The organism is Deinococcus gobiensis I-0 (assembly GCF_000252445.1).
In the GTDB taxonomy this organism is placed as follows: domain Bacteria; phylum Deinococcota; class Deinococci; order Deinococcales; family Deinococcaceae; genus Deinococcus; species Deinococcus gobiensis.
This window is the reverse complement of the sequence record NC_017790.1, coordinates 1,235,893-1,256,051: the sequence shown is the minus strand read 5'-3', so window position 1 is coordinate 1,256,051 and position 20,159 is coordinate 1,235,893. Positions and strand designations below refer to the sequence as shown.

15 protein-coding genes and 4 tRNA genes are annotated in these 20,159 nt (G+C 66.3%); 16 read left to right on the top strand and 3 right to left on the bottom strand.

The features are described from left to right. Positions 1-20 precede the first annotated feature (20 nt). Positions 21-1,886, bottom strand: coding sequence for an ABC transporter ATP-binding protein (locus DGO_RS05840; protein ID WP_014684556.1), 1,866 nt, complete (start codon positions 1,884-1,886; stop codon positions 21-23). After that, positions 1,883-3,811, bottom strand: coding sequence for an ABC transporter ATP-binding protein (locus DGO_RS05835; protein WP_050920698.1), 1,929 nt, complete (start codon positions 3,809-3,811; stop codon positions 1,883-1,885). The genes DGO_RS05840 and DGO_RS05835 overlap by 4 nt, the downstream gene beginning before the upstream one ends. A gap of 380 nt (positions 3,812-4,191) precedes the next feature. Between DGO_RS05835 and DGO_RS05830 the strand changes: the two genes are divergently transcribed. The 14 genes from DGO_RS05830 to DGO_RS05765 all read left to right on the top strand — a co-directional run bounded on the left by DGO_RS05830 (position 4,192) and on the right by DGO_RS05765 (position 10,729). Next, a tRNA-Thr gene (locus tag DGO_RS05830) sits at positions 4,192-4,267 on the top strand. A 45-nt stretch (positions 4,268-4,312) separates the two neighbouring features. Beyond that, a tRNA-Tyr gene (locus tag DGO_RS05825) sits at positions 4,313-4,398 on the top strand. A gap of 7 nt (positions 4,399-4,405) precedes the next feature. Further along, positions 4,406-4,478 (top strand) — tRNA-Gly (locus tag DGO_RS05820). A 9-nt stretch (positions 4,479-4,487) separates the two neighbouring features. Beyond that, positions 4,488-4,562: transfer RNA gene (locus DGO_RS05815), tRNA-Thr, on the top strand. 132 nt (positions 4,563-4,694) lie between these two features. Then, a complete protein-coding gene (gene tuf, locus DGO_RS05810) occupies positions 4,695-5,912 on the top strand; it encodes an elongation factor Tu (protein ID WP_014685999.1) in 1,218 nt (405 codons plus the stop codon). 146 nt (positions 5,913-6,058) lie between these two features. Beyond that, complete coding sequence (locus DGO_RS05805) at positions 6,059-6,565, top strand: pyridoxamine 5'-phosphate oxidase family protein (protein WP_264371038.1); 507 nt, start codon at positions 6,059-6,061, stop codon at positions 6,563-6,565. Positions 6,566-6,721: 156 nt separating this feature from the next. Then, complete coding sequence (rpmG, locus tag DGO_RS05800; RefSeq protein WP_014684553.1) at positions 6,722-6,889, top strand: 50S ribosomal protein L33; 168 nt, start codon at positions 6,722-6,724, stop codon at positions 6,887-6,889. A gap of 97 nt (positions 6,890-6,986) precedes the next feature. Beyond that, the gene (secE, locus tag DGO_RS05795) at positions 6,987-7,172 is read left to right on the top strand and encodes a preprotein translocase subunit SecE (RefSeq protein ID WP_014684552.1); all 186 of its coding nucleotides are present in this window, start codon (positions 6,987-6,989) and stop codon (positions 7,170-7,172) included. A 38-nt stretch (positions 7,173-7,210) separates the two neighbouring features. Continuing rightward, entirely contained in the window at positions 7,211-7,783 is a 573-nt protein-coding gene (gene nusG, locus DGO_RS05790; RefSeq protein WP_014684551.1) for a transcription termination/antitermination protein NusG, read from the top strand. A gap of 150 nt (positions 7,784-7,933) precedes the next feature. Next, entirely contained in the window at positions 7,934-8,368 is a 435-nt protein-coding gene (gene rplK / locus DGO_RS05785; protein WP_014684550.1) for a 50S ribosomal protein L11, read from the top strand. Continuing rightward, a complete protein-coding gene (gene rplA, locus DGO_RS05780; protein WP_014684549.1) occupies positions 8,361-9,062 on the top strand; it encodes a 50S ribosomal protein L1 in 702 nt (233 codons plus the stop codon). Before rplK ends, rplA begins: the two co-directional genes overlap by 8 nt. Positions 9,063-9,276: 214 nt before the next feature. Further along, positions 9,277-9,780 (top strand): 50S ribosomal protein L10, encoded by a 504-nt coding sequence (gene rplJ, locus DGO_RS05775; RefSeq protein ID WP_014684548.1) that lies wholly within the window; start codon positions 9,277-9,279, stop codon positions 9,778-9,780. Positions 9,781-9,843: 63 nt separating this feature from the next. Continuing rightward, positions 9,844-10,209, top strand: a complete 366-nt coding sequence (gene rplL / locus DGO_RS05770) for a 50S ribosomal protein L7/L12 (RefSeq protein WP_014684547.1) — start codon at positions 9,844-9,846, stop codon at positions 10,207-10,209. 259 nt (positions 10,210-10,468) lie between these two features. Then, the gene (locus DGO_RS05765; protein ID WP_014684546.1) at positions 10,469-10,729 is read left to right on the top strand and encodes a cold-shock protein; all 261 of its coding nucleotides are present in this window, start codon (positions 10,469-10,471) and stop codon (positions 10,727-10,729) included. 69 nt (positions 10,730-10,798) lie between these two features. Here the strand turns inward: DGO_RS05765 and DGO_RS05760 are convergent, their stop codons facing one another. After that, entirely contained in the window at positions 10,799-11,590 is a 792-nt protein-coding gene (locus DGO_RS05760; protein ID WP_043801252.1) for a hypothetical protein, read from the bottom strand. A 321-nt stretch (positions 11,591-11,911) separates the two neighbouring features. Here DGO_RS05760 and rpoB point away from each other — a divergent pair, with 321 nt between their 5' ends. After that, entirely contained in the window at positions 11,912-15,370 is a 3,459-nt protein-coding gene (rpoB, locus tag DGO_RS05755) for a DNA-directed RNA polymerase subunit beta (RefSeq protein WP_014684545.1), read from the top strand. An 85-nt stretch (positions 15,371-15,455) separates the two neighbouring features. Then, positions 15,456-20,081, top strand: a complete 4,626-nt coding sequence (locus DGO_RS05750; RefSeq protein WP_014684544.1) for a DNA-directed RNA polymerase subunit beta' — start codon at positions 15,456-15,458, stop codon at positions 20,079-20,081. Positions 20,082-20,159 lie beyond the last annotated feature (78 nt).

Genomic DNA, 20,159 nt, shown 5'->3' with positions numbered 1-20,159 from the left:
TGCCTGCCCACTTCCCCGGCTCAGTCCGCCGCGTCTCCCTGCGCGTACTGAAGGCGGTGCAGGCGCGAGTAGTAGCCGCCCTTGGCGAGCAGCTCGGCGTGGCTGCCCTGCTCGACGATGCGGCCCTTGCGCATCACCACGATGCGGTCACAGCCCTCGATGGTCGAGAGACGGTGGGCGATGATGATGCTCGTGCGCCCGCGCATGACCTTTTGCAGCGCGTCCTGGATGCGCAGCTCGGTTTCGGTGTCCACGTTGGCGGTCGCCTCGTCGAGCACGAGCAGGATGTCCGGGTTCTGGATGAGGGCGCGGGCGAAGGCCAGCAGCTGCTTTTGCCCCGTCGAGAGGGTCGCGCCGCGCTCGCGCACCTCGGTCTGGTAGCCCTGCTCCAGCGAGAGGATGTAGTCGTGGACGCCCACGTACTTGCAGGCCTCGACCACGCGCTCGTGCGGGATGTCGGCATTGTTCAGGGTCAGGTTGCTCTCGATGGTGCCCGCGAACAGGAACACGTCCTGCAAGACCACGCCCACGTGCCGGCGCAGGTCGTCCTGGGCGAGGTCGCGCACGTCGGTGCCGTCCACCCGCACCGCGCCGCGCTGCACGTCGTAGAAGCGGCTCACCAGCGCCGTCACGCTGGTCTTGCCCGCGCCGGTCGCGCCCACCAGGGCCACGCTCTCGCCAGGCTGGATGTGCAGGTCGAAGCCGCGCAGAATCCAGCGGTCGTCGGTATCGGGCGTCTGCGCCTGCACCTTGCCGTCGTAGGCGAACCACACGCCGTCGAAGTCCACCCGGCCCTCGAAGTTGCGGATGGGCTGGGCGCCGGGCTTGTCGCTGATCTCGACCTCGGTGTCCAGCACCCCGAAGATGCGCTCGCTCGACGCCATCGCCGCCTGAAGGTTGTTGAACACGTCCGCGAGGTCCTGAATGGGCTGGAACAGCTGCTGGGTCCACTGCACGAAGGCGAACAGGGTACCCACCGTGACCACCGCCGCCGCGCCGGTGCCGACCACGCCCTCGCCCAGGAGCTGACGCGCGCTGAAGTACAGCACCAGGGCGATGGCGACCTGCCCCAGGATCGCCACGACCGGCTGGAACAGCGAGAACCACGTCACGCTGTTCTCGTTGGCGCGCAGCAGGGCGCGGTTGCTCGTGTCGAAGTCCAGCATGCTGCGGCGCTCGCGCCCGAACAGCTGCACCGTCAGCATCCCGGTGATGTTCTCGTTGAGCTTGGTGTTCACGATGGCCTGCTGCGTGCGCGTGTTGCGGAAGGCGTCGCGCAGCTTGCCCCGGAAGTAGTTGGTGGCGATGAACAGCACCGGCAGCACCGTGAACGAGATGAGCGCCAGACGCCAGTTCACGCTGAGCATCACGCCCATGAACACCAGGATCAGGAAGGTGCTCGTGATCAGCGTGATCAGCCCGCCCGTGATGAACTGGTTGATGGCGTCCACGTCGCTCGTCACGCGGGTGATCAGGCGGCCCACCGGGTTCTGGTCGAAGTACGAGAGCTGCAGGCGCTGGAGCTTGGTGAACACATCGGCGCGGATGTCGCGCAGCACGTTCTGGCCCAGGTAGCCCACGGCCAGCGTCGAGGCGTAGTTCAGCGCGAATTCCAGCACTTGAAGCAGCACGTACCCGATCACGATGTAGGTCAGGCCCTGGAGGGCCGCCGCCGTGTCGCCCCGCCCGCCCACGAAGGGCACGAGGTAATGGTCGATGGCGTAGCGCTGGAGCAGCGTGGGCAGGGGCTGCACGGCGGCCATCAACAGGGCCAGCAGCACCCCGCCCACCGCCAGCCAGCGGTAGGGCCGCAGGTACCCCAGCACGCGGCGGGTCAGGTGGGCGTCGAAGCCCTTGGCGTAGGCGTCCTGGTCGGGGCGGGTCATTTCATCACCTTCTGGGTCTGGAGCGGGCTCGGCTGGGCCTGATGCCCGGCGCGTTCCGGCACCGGCACGCCCTCCAGGCGGTCGGCGGCCGCGTCGATGTCGGCCACCGCGTCGTCCTCGCGGTCGAGGTCGCTGGCGAGGCGTTGCAGGCGTTCCAGCTCGGCGTAGTGACCCTTCTGGGCGACCAGGGCGTCGTGGCTGCCCTGCTCGGTCACGCGGCCCGCCTCCAGCACCACGATGTGGTCGGCGTGGCGCAGGGTGCTGATGCGGTGGGCGATCAGGATCACGGTGCGGCCCCGGCTCACCTCACGCAGTCCATCGAGAATGCGGCGCTCGGTCTCGGTATCCACCGCCGAGAGGCTGTCGTCCAGGATCAGGATGCGCGGCTCGCGCACGACCGCGCGGGCAATCGCGGTGCGCTGGCGCTGCCCACCCGACAGGGTCACGCCGCGCTCGCCCAGCATGGTGTCGTAGCCGGCCGGAAAGCCCTCGATATCGCCGTCCAGACCCGCCAGGCGCGCCGCCTCGCGGACCCGCGCCGGGTCGGGGTTCTGCGGCACCTCGGGCATCGGCGGCAGACCCACCACGCTCACGCGGGTCGGCACCACCGGCAGGTCGGCGTTGTTCAGCCCGAAACCGATGTTGTTGGCGATGGTGTCGCTGAACAGGAAGGGCTCCTGCGGCACCACGCTCACCGCGCCGCGCAGGGTGGTCAGCGGGATGGTGCGCAGGTCGTGGCCGTCCATCTTCACCGTGCCCGAGGTCGGGTCCATGCTGCGGGTGATGAGCTGCGCGAGCACCGTCTTGCCGCTGCCGGTCGGCCCGGTGATGCCCAGGAAGGTCCCGGCGGGCACGTCCAGCGTCACGTCCTCCAGCACCGTCTGGTTGCCGTAACGCAGCGTCACGTGGTCGAAACTCACCTCGCCGCTCACGTCGCGCAGCAGGGGGTCGGTGCGTCCGCGCTCGTCCTGCACGAGCGGCCGGGCGTCGAGCAGCTCCCGCAGGCGCAACCACGAGGCCAGGCCGCGCTGCGTGACCCCGGTGATCCAGCCGACCATCATCATCGGGAAGGCGAGGCGGTTGACGTAACCCACGAACTGCACGAACTTGCCCACCGTGAAGTCCGAGTCCGGCGTCAGGATCAGCCGGCCGCCCACGAGCAGGATCAGCCCGAAGGCGATGCCCAGCAGCAGGTTGGTGAACGAGCGCAGCGGCCCGTCCACCTTGATGAGGGCGATGTTGCGCCGCAGCAGTTCGAGGTTCAGGGCGCGGTAGTCGGCGATCTCGCGGTCTTCTATCGCGTAGCCCTTGACCACGCGCGCCCCGCTGAAGTTCTCCTGCGCCTTGCCGGCGATCAGCGAATTCTGCTCCTGCGCGAGCTTGTGCCGTTCGTTGATCAGCCGCGCCATGTAGGCCAGCACGCCCACGATGACCGGCAGGACCGCCATCACGATCAAGGAGAGCTGCCAGCTCAGCCCGAACATCACGGCGAAGGACGTGACGAAACCCGACACGATGTTCACGATCTGCCACGCGCCGAAGCCCAGCATTTCGCGCACGGCGCTGAGGTCGCCGGTCAGGCGGTTCATCAGGTCGCCCGTGTGCGCGCGGTCGTAGTACGGCTTGTCGAGGGTCTGGAGGTGGGCGAAGATGTCGCGCCGCACCTCGTACTCGGTCTGGCGCGAGGCCACCACGATCATACGGCGCATCAGGAGCATGAAGCCGCCCGCCAGCGTCGCCGCCGCCACGATCCCCAGGGCGTACCAGCCCGTCTGGGCCAGGGTGATGCCGGGGGTCGCGGCGTCGGTGTCGAGCTGGCCGGTCAGGCCGTCGATGGTCAGGCGGATGAAATACCACGGCAGCAGGTTCAGGCTGTTGGCGATCACGACCGCCACGAGACCGATGACGTACTGGCGGCGGTGCATCTTCAGGTACGGCCAGAGGGTACGCAGACTGTCCAAGGGAAACCTCACCGAAAGAGGGCTGCGAAAGCGGCAGCGGGAGAGCGGGAAATGGCGGCAGAAAGCAGGAAAAAGGCTTTCCGCAAGGGGGCCAGCATACGCCTCCTGGCTGGGGGGCAAATACGCCGAATGGCGCACATTGCGCCCCCACGGCTGGAGATGGAGGACAGCTAAAGACTCCGGGCGCAGGGGACAGGTCCGGCGACCTTCAGGGATCACTTCCGGGAGTTGTTGACACGTTTAGGGGCCGGTGCTACTATTCACAGCCGGAAGTCAGCGGGAAGCCGCGAAGCCTCCGAAACAGGTGCAGGACGCGTTTCTGCCCCAGCTTCTCCTAAGCAGGTGCCACCCTAGCTCAACTGGTAGAGCACCCGACTTGTAATCGGAAGGTTGGGAGTTCGATTCTCCTGGGTGGCTCCAGGACATACGGCGCAAGTTGTATGCTGTGCACGGCCGAGACAATGCGGGTAGGTGGCCGAGTGGTTAAAGGCGACAGACTGTAAATCTGTTCACGTAAGTGTACGGCGGTTCGAATCCGCCCCTGCCCACCACGATCACGCGGGAATAGCTCAGTTGGTAGAGCGTCAGCTTCCCAAGCTGAATGTCGCGAGTTCGAGTCTCGTTTCCCGCTTTTCACCAAGCTTCTGTAGCTCAGTGGTAGAGCACTCCCTTGGTAAGGGAGAGGTCGTCGGTTCAATCCCGACCAGAAGCTCCATCCGTGCGCGGCCAGCCCAAAGCTGGCCGCGTCCGTCTATCTGCCGGTGACTGGCCGGGCCAGCCCAAAGTCTGATAGACTCGCAAGGCTTGTCCTTTCGCAGGACAACCCCCATCTCAGGAGGACACACTCATGGCAAAAGGAACGTTTGAGCGCACGAAGCCGCACGTGAACGTGGGCACCATCGGGCACGTCGACCACGGCAAGACCACCCTGACGGCCGCCATCACCTTCACCGCCGCCGCTTCCGACCCCACCGTCGAAAAGCTCGCCTACGACCAGATCGACAAGGCCCCCGAAGAAAAGGCCCGCGGCATCACCATCAACACCGCGCACGTTGAGTACAACACCCCCACCCGCCACTACTCCCACGTGGACTGCCCCGGTCACGCCGACTACGTCAAGAACATGATCACCGGCGCGGCCCAGATGGACGGCGCCATCCTCGTCGTGTCCAGCGCCGACGGCCCCATGCCCCAGACCCGCGAGCACATCCTGCTCGCCCGTCAGGTCGGCGTGCCCTACGTCGTCGTGTTCATGAACAAGGTCGACATGGTCGATGACGAAGAGCTCCTCGAGCTCGTCGAAATGGAAGTGCGCGAACTCCTGAGCAAGTACGAGTTCCCCGGTGACGACCTCCCCGTCGTCAAGGGCAGCGCCCTGCAGGCCCTCGAGGCCCTTCAGGCCAACCCCAAGACCGCCCGCGGCGAAAACCAGTGGGTCGACCGCATCTGGGAACTGCTCGACGCCGTCGACAGCTACATCCCCACCCCCGAGCGCGCCACCGACAAGACCTTCCTGATGCCCGTCGAAGACGTGTTCACCATCACCGGCCGCGGCACCGTCGCCACGGGCCGCGTGGAACGCGGCACCGTCAAGGTGCAGGACGAAGTCGAAATCGTCGGCCTGCGCGACACCAAGAAGACCACCGTCACCGGTATCGAAATGCACCGCAAGCTGCTCGACAGCGGCATGGCCGGCGACAACGTCGGTGTCCTGCTGCGCGGCGTGGCGCGTGACGACGTCGAGCGTGGCCAGGTGCTGGCCAAGCCCGGCAGCATCAAGCCCCACACCAAGTTCGAGGCCAGCGTCTACGTGCTCTCGAAGGACGAAGGCGGCCGTCACAGCGCGTTCTTCGGCGGGTACCGCCCGCAGTTCTACTTCCGCACGACGGACGTGACCGGCATCGTGGAACTGGCCGAAGGCGTGGAAATGGTGATGCCCGGCGACAACGTGACCTTCGTCGTCGAGCTGATCAAGCCCATCGCCATGGAAGAAGGCCTGCGCTTCGCCATCCGCGAAGGTGGCCGCACCGTCGGCGCCGGCGTCGTCTCCAAGGTCCTGGAGTAAGTTCTTTCCGCCGCTCCGGCGGCGACCGGAAGCTCCCTGCGGGGAGCTTTTTTTTGTCTTCGTCCCGGTACGTGGCAGCACGGGTCATGGCCAAATAGCTTCCGGCGCTCACTCCCGCCCTTGAGGCGTTCATCGTTCGGCAGCCGATGTACTTCGTCGGTACGGCCGCTGCCGACGGCTGGGTCAACCTCTCACCCAAAGGTCTCGACAGCCTCCGGGTGCTGGGACCGGGCCGGGTCGCCTGGCTCAACGTGACGGGCAGTGGGAACGAGACGGCCGCCCATATCCTTCCGCCGCCGCGCATGACCTTGATGTTCTGCGCCTTCGAAGGCCCGCCCCTTATCCTGCGCCTCTACGGACAGGCCCGGATGGTCCAGCCGGACGCGCCCGACCGGGCACAGTGGGCAGACCTCTTTCCCGCCCTGTCCGGCGCGCGTCAGGTCTTCGTGCTCGACCTCGACCTCGTGCAGACTTCCTGCGGGATGGCGGTGCCCCGGCTGGAGTACCGGGAGCAGCGCGGCGAATTAAATGCCTGGGCAGAGCGCAGGACCCCCGAAGAACTCGGTGCTTACCGGCAGCTCAAGAACAGCGCGAGCATCGACGGCTTTCCTACCGGTCTGCCCGGCGGAGAGCCGCCCAGGACAGTCAGCTGAGACGGGACGGCTGGACAGGCGGGGCGCGAATGCCTATACTCGGAATGTTGCCCGCCAGAAGGCGGGTTTTTACCAGCGAAAAGAACCCGCCCAGGCGGGCGCTGGGAGCAGCGCGGGTTTCTCCCCGGAGGGGCCGGCTGCGAAAGGAGTAACACCATGGCTAAGGACGGACCCCGCATCATCGTGAAGATGGAAAGCAGTGCCGGCACGGGCTTCTACTACACCACGACCAAGAACCGCCGCAACACGCAGGCCAAGATGGAACTGCGCAAGTACGACCCCGTCGCCAAGAAGCACGTGGTCTTCCGCGAGAAGAAGGTCTAACCCCACCCTGAGGCGCGCGTGGAGGTCGGCCTCGCCCGGCTCCGCGCGCGTCTCCGGGCGTTCTGCGCCCCGCGCCAGCCGCCCGCAGGAGAAGGTCATGAACATTGCGCAGTATTTCAAGGACGCCCGCGCGGAATTGGGCAAGGTCTCGTGGCCCAGCCGCCAGCAGGTGCTCGAAGGCACCCAGGCCGTGCTGATCTTCGTGGTGGCCCTCACCGTGATCGTCTGGGTGATGGACCTGCTGTTCACCAATGGGATCAACGCCGCGCTGGGCCTGAGATAGGCTAGGCCGTTGCCGGACCAGCGGATGAGGAGTCAGGCATGAGCATCGAGTGGTACGCCGTTCACACGTACGTGGGTCAGGAAGACCGCGTGCAGGAACAACTGATGGACCGGGCCAGAAAGCTCGGCATGTTCTACACCAAGATCTTTCAGGTGCTTCAGCCCACCGAAGATGCCGTCGAAATTCAGGAAGGCGGCAAGAAGGTCACTGTCAAGCGCAAGCTGTTCCCCGGATACGTCTTCGTTCAGATGGATATCGAGGACGACGACGCGCCGGGCGAACTGGGCGAGTCCTGGGAGGTCGTGCGCGGCACTGGCGGCGTGACGGGCTTCGTGGGTACGGCGACGCGCCCTGTCCCGCTTTCGCCCGAGGAAGTGCAGCGGCTGCTGGCTTCGGTCGGTGTGGCGGCGCAGCCGCAGGTGGAAGAAGCGCCGCGCGTGAAGGTCAACTTCAAGGCGGGCGACATGGTGCGCGTGACGAGTGGGCCTTTCGCCGATTTCAGCGGTGTGGTCAGCGAAGTCAACATGCCGCAGTCGAAGGTCAAGGTGCTCGTCAGCATCTTCGGACGCGAGACGCCGGTCGAGCTGGATTTCGCGCAGGTCGCGCGCTGAAGCCCACTGCCCCACTAGGCAGACCGGTCTGAAGCGTGTAAAATCGAAAAGTTGCTGTGCCCTTTTCTGGGCACGGGACTTAGCGCTGGCACCCCACGCCGCGCCGCTCCAGGAGCGCGCAGGCAGCGGGGGAGCTAAGGAGGAACAGGCATGAAGAAGATTACAGGGCTGGTCAAGCTCCAACTCCCGGCCGGCAAGGCCACGCCGGCACCGCCCGTCGGCCCCGCACTGGGCCAGTACGGCGCGAACATCATGGAGTTCACGAAGGCGTTCAACGCGCAGACCGCCGACAAGGGTGACGCGATCATCCCCGTCGAGATCACGATCTACGCGGACCGCAGCTTCACCTTCATCACCAAGACCCCGCCCATGAGCTACCTGATCCGCAAGGCCGCCGGCCTGCAGAAGGGCAGCCCGACCCCCAACAAGGCCAAGGTCGGCAAGCTCAACTGGGACCAGGTCCTGGAAATCGCCAAGACCAAGATGCCCGACCTGAACGCGGGCAGCGTCGAAGCCGCCGCACAGACGGTCGCCGGCACCGCCCGCAGCATGGGCGTGACCATCGAGGGGAACCCCAATGCCTAAGCACGGCAAGCGCTACCGCGCCCTGATCGAGAAGGTCGACCGCAACAAGCAGTACAGCATCGACGAAGCCGCCGCCCTGGTACGCGACCTGGCCACCGCCAAGTTCGACGAGACCGTGGAAGTGCACTTCCGCCTCGGCATCGACCCCCGCAAGAGTGACCAGACGGTGCGCGGCACCGTGTCGCTGCCCCACGGCACCGGCCGTACCGTGCGCGTCGCCGTGATCACCAAGGGTGACAACGTGCAGGCCGCCGAGGCGGCTGGCGCGGACGTGGTCGGCGGCGACGAGCTGATCGACCGCATCGCCGGCGGCTTCATGGAGTTCGACGCCGTGGTGGCGACGCCCGACGTGATGGCCCAGGTCGGCCAGAAGCTCGCGCGTCTGCTCGGGCCGCGCGGCCTCCTGCCCAACCCCCGCAGCGGCACGGTCGGTCCCGACGTGACGGGCATGGTGCGCGGCCTCAAGGCCGGCCGCATCGAGTTCCGTAACGACAAGACCGGCGTCGTGCACGCCCCCATCGGCAAGGCCAGCTTCGACGCCGGCAACCTCAGCGCCAACTACTCCGCGCTGGTTTCGGCCCTCGAAGCCGCCAAGCCCGGCAGCGCCAAGGGCGTGTTCCTGCGCAGCGCCTACCTGACGACGACCATGGGACCCAGCATTCCGCTGACCCTGGGCGCGCAGGCCCAGGCCTGAGCCCGGCGGGGGCGGCGCTGTTCCCGGCACGCCCCCACCTGTGCTGTATCTCCTTTCGGCACCCCGGTGCGGCTTTTCGCACCTCTTCCAATCCGTCCATTATTCAGGCACCAAAGACAGCGGGGACCCTTGCCAGGTTTAAACATCCCGCCGAGTTGCCAGGCTGCGAAAAGTTGTTGCACCTGGACCTCGTTCACCACCAAGGAGGTCACGCGTGGCGAACGAAAAGAACCTGCAGGACCTCAGCGGCCTCAAGAGCAGCCTCTCGGGCATCGACACCTTCTATGTGGTCGACTACCAGGGCCTGAACGCCGGGCAGCTGAGCAAACTGCGCAAGGACATCCGTGAGAAGGGCGGGCAGCTCATCGTTGCCAAGAACACCCTGATCAACATCGCGCTTCAGGAAGGCGGCCGTGACTTCACGGACGCGCTGAAGGGCCCCAGCGCCATCGTTCTGGCCCACACCGACCCCGCCGGGGTCGCCAAGGCCCTGAGCGACGCTGCGAAGGGCAACGACCGGGGCATCCCGGCCGTCAAGGGCGGCTTCGTCGAAGGCAAGAAGGTGGACGTGCGCGTCGTCGAACGTCTGGCCAGCCTCGGCAGCAAGCAGAGCCTCCAGGGCGAACTGGTCGGCGTGCTCAGCGCCCACCTCAGCAACTTCGTGGGCATCCTCGAAGCGTACCGCGAAAAACTCGAAGGCGAAGGCCAGAGCGCTTAAGCGTCTGACCACGCATTTCACCGCTTTACCCGCATCACCATCTCAGTTCAGGAGGAACACATCATGGCTTACGACAAACAGGCTCTTATCGACCAGCTCGGCCAGCTCACCATCATGGAACTCGCGGACCTCATCGACGGTCTGAAGGAAACCTGGGGCGTCACCGCCGCCGTCGCCGCTGGCCCCGCCTCGGCCGGCCCGGCCGCCGCTGCCGAAGAGAAGACCGAGTTCGACGTCGTGCTGGTCGATGCCGGCTCGAGCAAGATCAACGTCATTAAGGAACTGCGCGCCATCACCGGCCTGGGTCTGAAGGAAGCCAAGGACCTGAGCGAGAAGGGCGGCGCCGTCAAGGAAGGCGTGAGCAAGGAAGACGCCGACAAGTTCAAGGCCCAGCTCGAAGCCGCTGGCGCCCGCGTCGAACTGAAGTAATCTTCCTCGCGCCGGAGTGCGCCCCGACCCGTGCCCCTGCGGCCGGGTCGGGGTTTTTTCTGTCTGGGCCGAAAGATTTCTACCAACCTTCCAGTAGACTACCAACCACCCAAATGTAATTGTGACCCGTATTCCGTTTTACCGGAATGTCCTTCCCCTATTCTGTTTGGGTTCAACACCAGCGCAGGTCTAAAGCGGACGGGCCGGGTTCGATCACAGGAGCGTCCGGTTTTTGTTGGTGGGAGCAAGGAGAATCAAGATGGCAACAGGTAGAGTGAAGTGGTTCAACGCAGAGAAGGGCTTTGGGTTCATTGAAACGGAAGGCAGCGCTGACGTGTTCGCGCACTTCAGCGCCATCCAGGCCCAGGGGTTCAAGAAGCTCAACGAAGGCGACGAAGTTGAATTCGAAATCGAACCTGGCCAGAACGGCAAGGGTCCCCAGGCCAAGAACATCGTGGTGACCAAGGCGGCTCCGGCTCCTGCTTACAACGCCCGTCCCCGCCGCGACGACCGCTGGTAAGTCGCGTCTTTTAACTCCCCCCACCGACATACCGGTGGGGGGTTCTTCTGCTCCCTGAGGGGACGGCGGTCATTTCAGGTCGCGCCGGACCTCGGCGGCGAGGCCAAACCACTCGCGCTCCTGTCGCCGGTAGAGCTGGGTGGCCTTGGCCTCGGTTTTCGCCATCGCCTCAAGCAGCGGGCGCGCCTCTGCGGGGCGGCCCTGGGCCACGAGATAGGCGGCGTACCGGGCACGCGGCTCCTCGGTGGTCGCGGCCGTCATGGCTTCACGGAAGGTGGCGTCGGCTCCGGATTTGCCCTGGGCCGCCTGGGCCTGGGCCAGCAGGGTCAGGGTCCGGGTCCGGGTCGCTGCGCTGGTGCGCAGGTCCACCCGCGAGAGACGCTCCTCCGCCTGCGCAGGCTGCTGCCGGGCGAGATCGAGTTCGGCGCTGGTGAGCAGCACCACCGGGTCGTCGGCGTAGATGCCCCGCAGCAGGGGATCAAGGGTCGCCTGAGCCTCGGCCTCCCGGCCTGCGCGGGCAAGCAGGGCGGCGAGGTCACTGCGGTGGGCCAGCGTGTCGCTCTCGTCCAGGCGTTCCTGCGCTTCCCGGATACGGGTGTCGAGCGGCTTGATGGCTTCCAGCCCCGACTGCACCGCGCGCCCGGCCCGCTGACCCCCGCTGCGCAGCGACGGCACGAGCACCATGAACACGTAGACCAGCGTGAAAATCAGTCCGAAGACACTGCCCAGCAAGGCCCCGAAACCGAGCATGACCATCCAGTAGAGTTGCTGCCGGGTGACGATGGCGTGAATCAGACTGACGACGGCCAGCACCCGCAGGACCGTGAAAACGACAGGAAGGTAGGGTTGCAGGAACTCCACAGCCCCAGTGTATCCGGCGGGTTTGAGCCCCGCCCGGAAGGACGGCCGAGGCGGCGCTGCGGTTCCCTTCATGCTCGGGACCGCGTTTCGGTTCAGGGCGTAGAGTAACCGGCTTCGTCTTTCTTGACATAAATTGTCCCAAGGCCTATACTTCCCTGTGGCCGACCATGATGGGTTGGGCAGGAGTTCCTTGCAATCAGCCGGACTTCACAACTGAGGAACCTACTTCGGGACACGACCAACGGGGTCGGTGTCTCGCCCGCGTCTTTTGGAGTGCCCAGAGAGGACGCGGGTCAGCATCATCTGGCGCAAGAGGTGTGCATGACGTTGAACCCTACGCCCCCACGCATCGAGCGGTTCGGTGAAATCACCGAAGTCATTCCGCTTCCCAACCTGACCGAAGTGCAGGTCAACTCCTTCCACGCCTTCTTGCAGGCCGACCGTGCGCCCGACCAGCGCGCCGACAGCGGTCTCCAGAGCGCGTTCAAGGAAGTCTTTCCTATCGACGAGACCGAAAAGGGCCGCTCGACGGGCCTGGTGCTGGACTACCTGGAATACCGTCTGGGTGAGCCGCCCTACACCCCCGAAGAATGCCGCGAGAAGGACCTGACCTACCAGGCCCCGATGTACGCCAAGCTCCAGCTCATCCACAAGGACTCGGGCCTCATCAAGGAAGACCAGGTGTTCCTGGGCGACCTGCCCCTGATGACCAAGGACGGCTCCTTCGTCATCAACGGCGCCGACCGCGTGGTGATCTCGCAGATCCACCGCAGCCCCGGCGTGTACTTCACGAGCAGCTACAAGGGCATCAAGAAGATGTACACGGCGGCGATCATCCCCATGCCCAAGCGTGGACCCTGGATCGAACTGGAGTACAACGCCGGCGTGCTGGAAATGAAGGTCAACAAGCGCAAGTTCCCCGTGGCGATGCTGCTGCGCGTGCTGGGCTACGACGACGCCAGCCTGAAGGCGCTGTTCAGCGAGTTCGGCCCCGAAGCCGAGCAGGCCGAGGACAAGAGCGCGGGCATGGGCGCCGACGAGGCGCTGCTGCGCCTGTTCACGGTGCTGCGCCCCGGTGATCCGCCCAAGCGCGACAAGGCCGTGCAGTACCTCTACGGCCTGCTGGCGGACCCCCGCCGCTACGACCTGGGCGAACCCGGCCGTTTCAAGATGAACACCAAGCTGGGCGTGAACCGTCCCGAGCGCACGCTGCTGACCTTCACGGACGGCAAGTTCAGCGACGCGGGTCTGGTGGACACCATCCGCTACCTGATGGCGCTGCAGCAGGGCCAGGACACGGTGACCATCGGCGCGGACGAGGACGGCGTGTCGAACCCCGTGCCCGTGCATGCCGACGACATCGACCACCTCGGCAACCGCCGCGTACGTACGGTGGGCGAACTGCTCGCCGACCAGCTGCGCGTGGGCATGGGCCGCATGGCGCGTGGCGTACGCGAGCGCATGCTGCTGGGCAACCCCGACGCCGCGACCCCCACCAAGCTCGTGAACAACCGTCCCATCGTGGCGGCCATGCGCGAGTTCTTCGGGCGCAGCCAGCTCTCGCAGTTCAAGGACCAGACCAACCCCCTGTCGGACCTGCGCCACAAGCGCCGTATCTCCGCGCTGGGGCCGGGCGGCCTGACCCGCGAGCGCGCCGGCTTCGACGTGCGCGACGTACACCGGACGCACTACGGCCGCATCTGCCCCATCGAGACGCCGGAAGGCGCGAACATCGGCCTGATCTCGTCGCTGTCGAGCTACGCCAAGGTCAACGACCTGGGCTTCATTATGGCCCCCTACCGCAAGGCGCAGGGCGGTCAGGTCAGCGACAACGTCGAGTACATGACGGCCGACATCGAGGACCGCTACGTGATCGCGCAGGCCAACAGCGCGCTGAACGAGGACGGCACCTTCGCCGAAGAGCGCGTGCTGGCCCGTAAGAAGGGCGACCCGCTGCTGTACGACCCGACCGAAGTCGAGTACATGGACGTGAGCCCGAAGCAGATCGTCTCGATCAACACCAGCCTCATTCCGTTCCTGGAGCACGACGACGCCAACCGCGCCCTCATGGGATCGAACATGCAGTCGCAGGCCGTGCCCCTCGTGCGCGCCGACAGCCCCGCCGTGGGTACGGGCGTCGAGCGCCGCGTGGTGACCGACTCGGGCACCAGCGTCGTGAGCGACGTGAACGGCCGCGTGAGCTACGTGGATGCCCGCGTCATCCAGGTGACGCTGACCGAGGACGCGCCCGCCCAGGGCCTGAATACCGGCAACATCCGCACCTTCGAGCTCGTGCGCTTCACCCGCAGCAACCAGGGCACCAACCTCGACCAGCGCCCCATCGTCAACATCGGCGACACGGTCACGGCCGGGCAGGTCATCGCCGACGGCCCCGCCAGCGACCTGGGCCGCCTCGCGCTCGGGCAGAACATCACCATCGCCATCATGCCCTTCGACGGCTTCAACTTCGAAGACGCGATCTGCATCAGCGAGGGCCTGGTCCGCAAGGACTTCTACACCTCGGTGCATATCGAGAAGGACGAGATCGAGGCGCGCGACACCAAGCTCGGGCCCGAGAAGATCACCCGCGACATCCCCGGCCTCTCCGAAGCCGCGCTGCGCGACCTGGATGAAGACGGCATCGTGCGCGTGGGCGCCGAAGTCAAGCCCGGCGACATCCTCGTCGGCAAGACGAGCTTCAAGGGCGAGAGCGAGCCGACCCCCGAAGAGCGCCTCCTGCGTTCGATCTTCGGCGAGAAGGCCCGTGAAGTGAAGGACACCTCGCTGCGCGTGCAGTCGGGTCAGGGCGGCATCGTCGTCAAGACCGTGCGCTTCCGACGCGGCGACGAGGGCGTGGACCTCAAGCCCGGCGTGCGCGAGATGGTGCGCGTGTACGTGGCCCAGAAGCGTCAGCTCCAGGTGGGCGACAAGGTGGCCAACCGTCACGGCAACAAGGGCGTGGTCTCCAAGATCCTGCCCCCCGAAGACATGCCCTACCTGGAAGACGGCACCCCCGTCGACCTCGTGTTCAACCCCCTGGGTGTGCCCTCGCGCATGAACCTGGGCCAGATCCTCGAAACCCACCTGGGCGAAGTGGCGCGCCTGACCGGCCAGAAGTTCGAGACCCCGGTGTTCGACTCGGTGACCGAGGCGACCATCAAGGAAATGCTCGAAGTGGCCGCCGCCGAGCGCCTGCAGAAGCGCAAGGACGAGGGCTTCGAACTCGACAAGCGCGAACAGGAAGTGCTGGACCGCGCGGGCAAGACCGGCGTGATCACGGCCCCCGGCGACGACTACGAGGCCGCCCAGATGCAGCTTTCGCGCACCGGCAAGAGCATCCTGTACGACGGGCGCAGCGGTGAGCCGATCAGCGGCCCCGTGGTGGTCGGCACCATGTACGTCATGAAGCTCTACCACATGGTGGAAGATAAGCTGCACGCCCGCTCGACCGGCCCCTACAGCCTCATCACCCAGCAGCCGCTGGGCGGCAAGGCCCAGTTCGGCGGCCAGCGCTTCGGGGAAATGGAAGTGTGGGCGCTCGAGGCCTACGGCGCGGCGCACGTCCTTCAGGAAATGCTGACCATCAAGTCCGACGATATCGACGGCCGCGACGCCGCGTACCAGAGCATCGTCAAGGGCGAGGAAGTCTCGGGCAGCACGATCCCCGAGTCCTTCAAGGTGCTCGTCAAGGAGCTGCACTCGCTGGGTCTGAATGTCGAGGTGCTCGACGGCGGCGACAAGCCGGTCGACATCTTCGAAGGCATGATGCCCAAGCGCTGAGGCCGGTGTCCGGGAGAGGCCACGCTGCCACGCCCCTCTCCCCCACCGCCCCGCCCCCAAGCCTCCCAACCAAGGAGCAACTGCTTTGAAAGATTTCAGCAAAGTTCGTATCGCCATCGCTTCGCCCGACAAGATCCGCGAGTGGTCGTTCGGCGAAGTCGAAAAGCCCGAGACCATCAACTACCGCACCCTGAAGCCCGAGCGCGAGGGCCTGTTCGACGAGCGCATCTTCGGGCCGATCAAGGACTACGAGTGCGCCTGCGGCAAGTACAAGCGCCAGCGCTACGAGGGCAAGGTCTGCGAGCGCTGCGGCGTCGAGGTGACCAGCAGCAAGGTCCGCCGCTACCGCATGGGCCACATCGACCTCGCGACCCCGGCCGCGCACATCTGGTACGTCAAGGACGCGCCCAGCAAGGTCGGCACGCTGCTCGACCTGTCGGCCGGCCAGCTCGAGAAGGTGCTGTACTTCAGCTCGTTCCTGGTGACCAACGCCCTGAACGCCCAGAAGGACGGCCGTCCCCTCAAGCGCGGCGAGCTGCTCTCGGACGACGAGTACCGCGAACTGCGTTTCGGACGTCAGGAGACCTACACCATCCCCGGCGGCCAGGAAGCGGTCATCCGTGACGGCGAGTACGTCACGCGCGGCCAGATTCTGGGCGGCAACGTCGTGAGCAAGATGGACGGCCTGGCGCAGTACCGTTTCCCGCGCCGCGCCGAGATCGCCTACGCCGAGAAGGTCGAGGCGAACCTGCCGCTGCCCGAGGGCGCGATGGTCGAGCAGGACAGCTTCCGTGCCGGTGAGATCCTGGCCGAGCTGGAGCAGGACGTGCAGTTCACCGCCCCCGTGGCGGGCACCGTGTATCTGCACGAGATGGGCGAGGACTCGGTCATGGTGGAACTGCGGGAGCAGACCGCCGCTGCCGGGGACGACGAGGCCGCGCCGATGGGCGAGGTGCTCGCGCGCGTGTACGTGCCGCACGGCATGGACGTGCAGGTCGTGTACGGCGAGATCGTGGACGCCGGGGCCGTGCTGGCCGAGGCCAAGTCGGGCAGCCGCCTGCGCGTGAGCCGCGACTCCAGCCTCTCGGGCGTCACCTTCCCCAAGAAGAAGGGGGACGTGACCGTCACGGCGCACTGGACCCGCCGCGCCGAGTACCCCATCAACCCCACGATGCACGTGCTGGTCGGCGACGGCAGCGACGTGCGCAAGGGCCAGAAGGTCATCGGGGCCATCGACAAGGAAGAGGAGATCACTGCGGAGGCCGACGGGGTCATCACCCTGCACGCGCCCGCGAGCGTCATCGTCAGCAAGGCCAAGGTGTACTCGTACAACGACGAGCCGCTGGTCGTGAACGGTGACCGCGTAGAGCCGGGCGAGGACCTCGCCGACGCCGGCAACCTGCGCAGCGAGATCTCGGGCCGCATCGAGATCGACCTCGTGCGCAAGCAGGTCCGCGTGATCGAGTCCTACGACTTCGAGGCCAAGATGGGCGCCGAAGCCGTCAAGGAACTGCTCGACGATCTCGCCCTCGACGAGCTCGAGGCCGAGCTGAGCGAGCAGATGAAGGACTCGTCGCGCCACAAGCGCGCCAAGGCCCGCAAGCGGCTGGAAGTGGTGCGCAGCTTCAAGGCGAGCGGCAACGCGCCCTCGTGGATGATCCTGAACACCGTGCCGGTGATGCCGCCCGACCTGCGCCCGATGGTGCAGGTGGACGGTGGCCGCTTCGCGACCTCGGACCTCAACGACCTGTACCGCCGCCTGATCAACCGCAACAACCGCCTCAAGAAGCTGATCGGTCAGGGCGCGCCCGACATGATCATCCGCAACGAGAAGCGCATGCTGCAAGAAGCGGTGGACGCGCTGATCGACAACGGCCGGCGCGGCAGCCCCGTGACCAACCCCGGCAGCGACCGCGCGCTGCGCTCGCTGACCGACCTGCTCGGCGGCAAGCAGGGCCGCTTCCGCCAGAACCTGCTGGGCAAGCGCGTGGACTACTCGGGCCGCTCGGTCATCGTGGTCGGCCCGCAGCTCCGCCTGCACCAGTGCGGGGTGCCCAAGCGCATGGCGCTCGAACTCTTCAAGCCCTTCCTGTTCAAGGTGCTCGAGGAGAAGGGCGAAGTCACCAACATCAAGCAGGCCCGCAAGATGCTGGAACGCTACCGCGACACCCGCGACAGCGTATGGGACGCCCTGGAAGAAGTCATCGAGGACAAGGTCGTGCTGCTCAACCGCGCGCCGACCCTGCACCGCCTCGGCATCCAGGCCTTCGAGCCGGTGCTGGTCGAAGGGCAGTCCATCCAGCTGCACCCGCTGGTCTGTGAAGCCTTCAACGCCGACTTCGACGGCGACCAGATGGCGATTCACGTCCCGCTGAGCGCGCAGGCGCAGGCCGAAGCCCGCATCCAGATGCTCGCCTCGCACAACCTGCTCTCGCCCGCCAACGGCGAACCGAACGTCAAGCCCAGCCGCGACATCATCCTGGGCATCTTCACGCTGACCCAGCTCCGGCGCGACACCCTGGGTGCCGGCAGCGAGTTCGCCAGCGAGAACGACGTGCTCGCCGCCTACGGTGAGGGCAAGCTCAGCCTGAACAGCCCCGTCATGGTGAACGGCGCCGAGACCAGCCCCGGCCGCCTGAAGTACGTCTTCTCCTCGCCCGACGAAGCCGTCATGGCCGTCGAGCGCGGCGAGATCGACAACCAGGACCACGTCCGCATCCGCCTGAACGGCGCGGTGCACGAGACGAGCGCCGGGCGCGTGAGCTTCCGCCGCATCGTGCAGGAAGCCCTGGGCAACCAGGCGCACCTCGTGGACGACCTGTTCGACCTGAACACGACCTACGAGAAGGACAGCCTCAAGGACATGGTCATGGCCTGCTTCAAGCAGCTCGGGATCGAGGCGACCGCCGGCCTGCTCGACGGCCTGAAGGACAGCGGCTTCAAGCTCTCGACGACCTCGGGCATCACCATCGGCATCGACGACATCGTCCTGCCGCCCAACAAGCCCGAGCTGCTGGCCGAAGCCGACCTGAAGCTCAAGGAAATCGAGCAGAACTACGAGTTCGGCTTCATGACCGAAGACGAGCGCTACAAGCAGGTCGTGCAGCTGTGGAACGACACCACCGACGAAGTGAAGAACGCGGTGTTCGAGAACTTCAGCCAGAACTACCCCTTCAACCCGCTGTGGATCATGAGCCAGTCGGGCGCGCGCGGTAACCCCCAGCAGATCCGTCAGCTGGCCGGGATGCGCGGCCTGATGGCCCGCCCCGACGGCTCGACCATCGAAGTGCCGATCAAGGCGAGCTTCCGCGAAGGCCTGACCGTGGCCGAGTACTTCATCTCGACCCACGGGGCGCGTAAGGGCGGCGCCGACACCGCGCTGCGCACCGCCGACTCGGGCTACCTGACCCGCAAGCTGGTGGACGTGGCCCACGAGGTCGTCGTGCGTGACGTGGACTGCGGAACCACCGACTCGACCGTCATGCCCCTGGGCGCGACCGACGAGCGCACCGGCGAATGGCGCAGCCGCAAGGGCAGCGAGATCGAAACCTCGATCTACGGCCGCACCCTGAGCGCCGACGTACAGCTCAGCAGTGGCCGCGTGATTCCCGAAGGCGAGATGCTCTCGCTCGAGGACGTCAAGGCCATCACCAAGGACGCCAAGGCGCTGGGCGAGGTGTATGTCCGTACCCCCCTGAACTGCAAGGTCAAGGCCGGCGTGTGCCAGAAGTGCTACGGCTACGATCTCTCGCAGGCCAAGCCCGTCTCGATGGGCGAAGCGGTGGGCGTGGTGGCGGCCGAAAGCATCGGTGAACCCGGCACGCAGCTCACCATGCGCACCTTCCACACCGGCGGGATCGCGGGCGGCGGCGACATCACGATGGGTCTGCCCCGCGTGATCGAGCTGTTCGAGGCGCGCAAGCCCAAGACCCAGGCCGTCGTGGCCGACCGTGACGGCGTGCTGCGCGTCGAGGAAGAAGAAGAGCGCTACCTCGTGCGGATTGACGCCGAAGACGAGCAGTACAGCTCCAAGACGGCGACCAAGATCGGCAAGGCGCTGCGCATGATCGTCAAGGACGGCGACCACGTTGAGGCCGGCCAGCCGCTGACGCGCGGCGCGATCAACCCGCACGACCTGCTGCTGTACAAGGACAGCGACGCCGCGCAGCGCTACCTGGTCGAAGAAGTGCAGCGCGTGTACCGCTCGCAGGGCGTGAAGGTGCACGACAAGCACATCGAGATCATCGTGCGCCAGATGCTGCGCTGGGTCGAAGTGACTGACGGCGGCGACACCACGCTGCTCGAAGGCCAGACCGTCGAGCGCTGGGAAGTGGACCAGGCCAACGACGCCCTCGCCGAAGGCCAGAACCCCGCGAGCTGGAAGCCGGTGCTGCTGGGCATCACCAAGAGCAGCCTGACCACCAAGTCGTGGCTCTCGGCGGCGAGCTTCCAGCACACGACCCACGTGCTCACCGAGGCCTCCATGCGCGGCCAGGTGGACGATCTGATCGGCCTCAAGGAGAACGTCATCCTCGGCAAGCTGATCCCGGCCGGCACGGGCCTGATCACGGTGCGCGACATGCAGGTCGCCGACGAGCGTACGCTGGAGAAGTACGGCGAGGGCAGCGTCAGCAACGACGCCGTCACCGGCACCCAGCGCTACGACGACAGCCGCCCCACCGCGCCGACCACCCTCGGCTACGACGACTGAGCACGGGAACTGGGGGAGCAGAGGGCCAGCCCCTCGCTTCCCCTGACCTGAGCCGCACGGCAGGACCACCGGCGACCT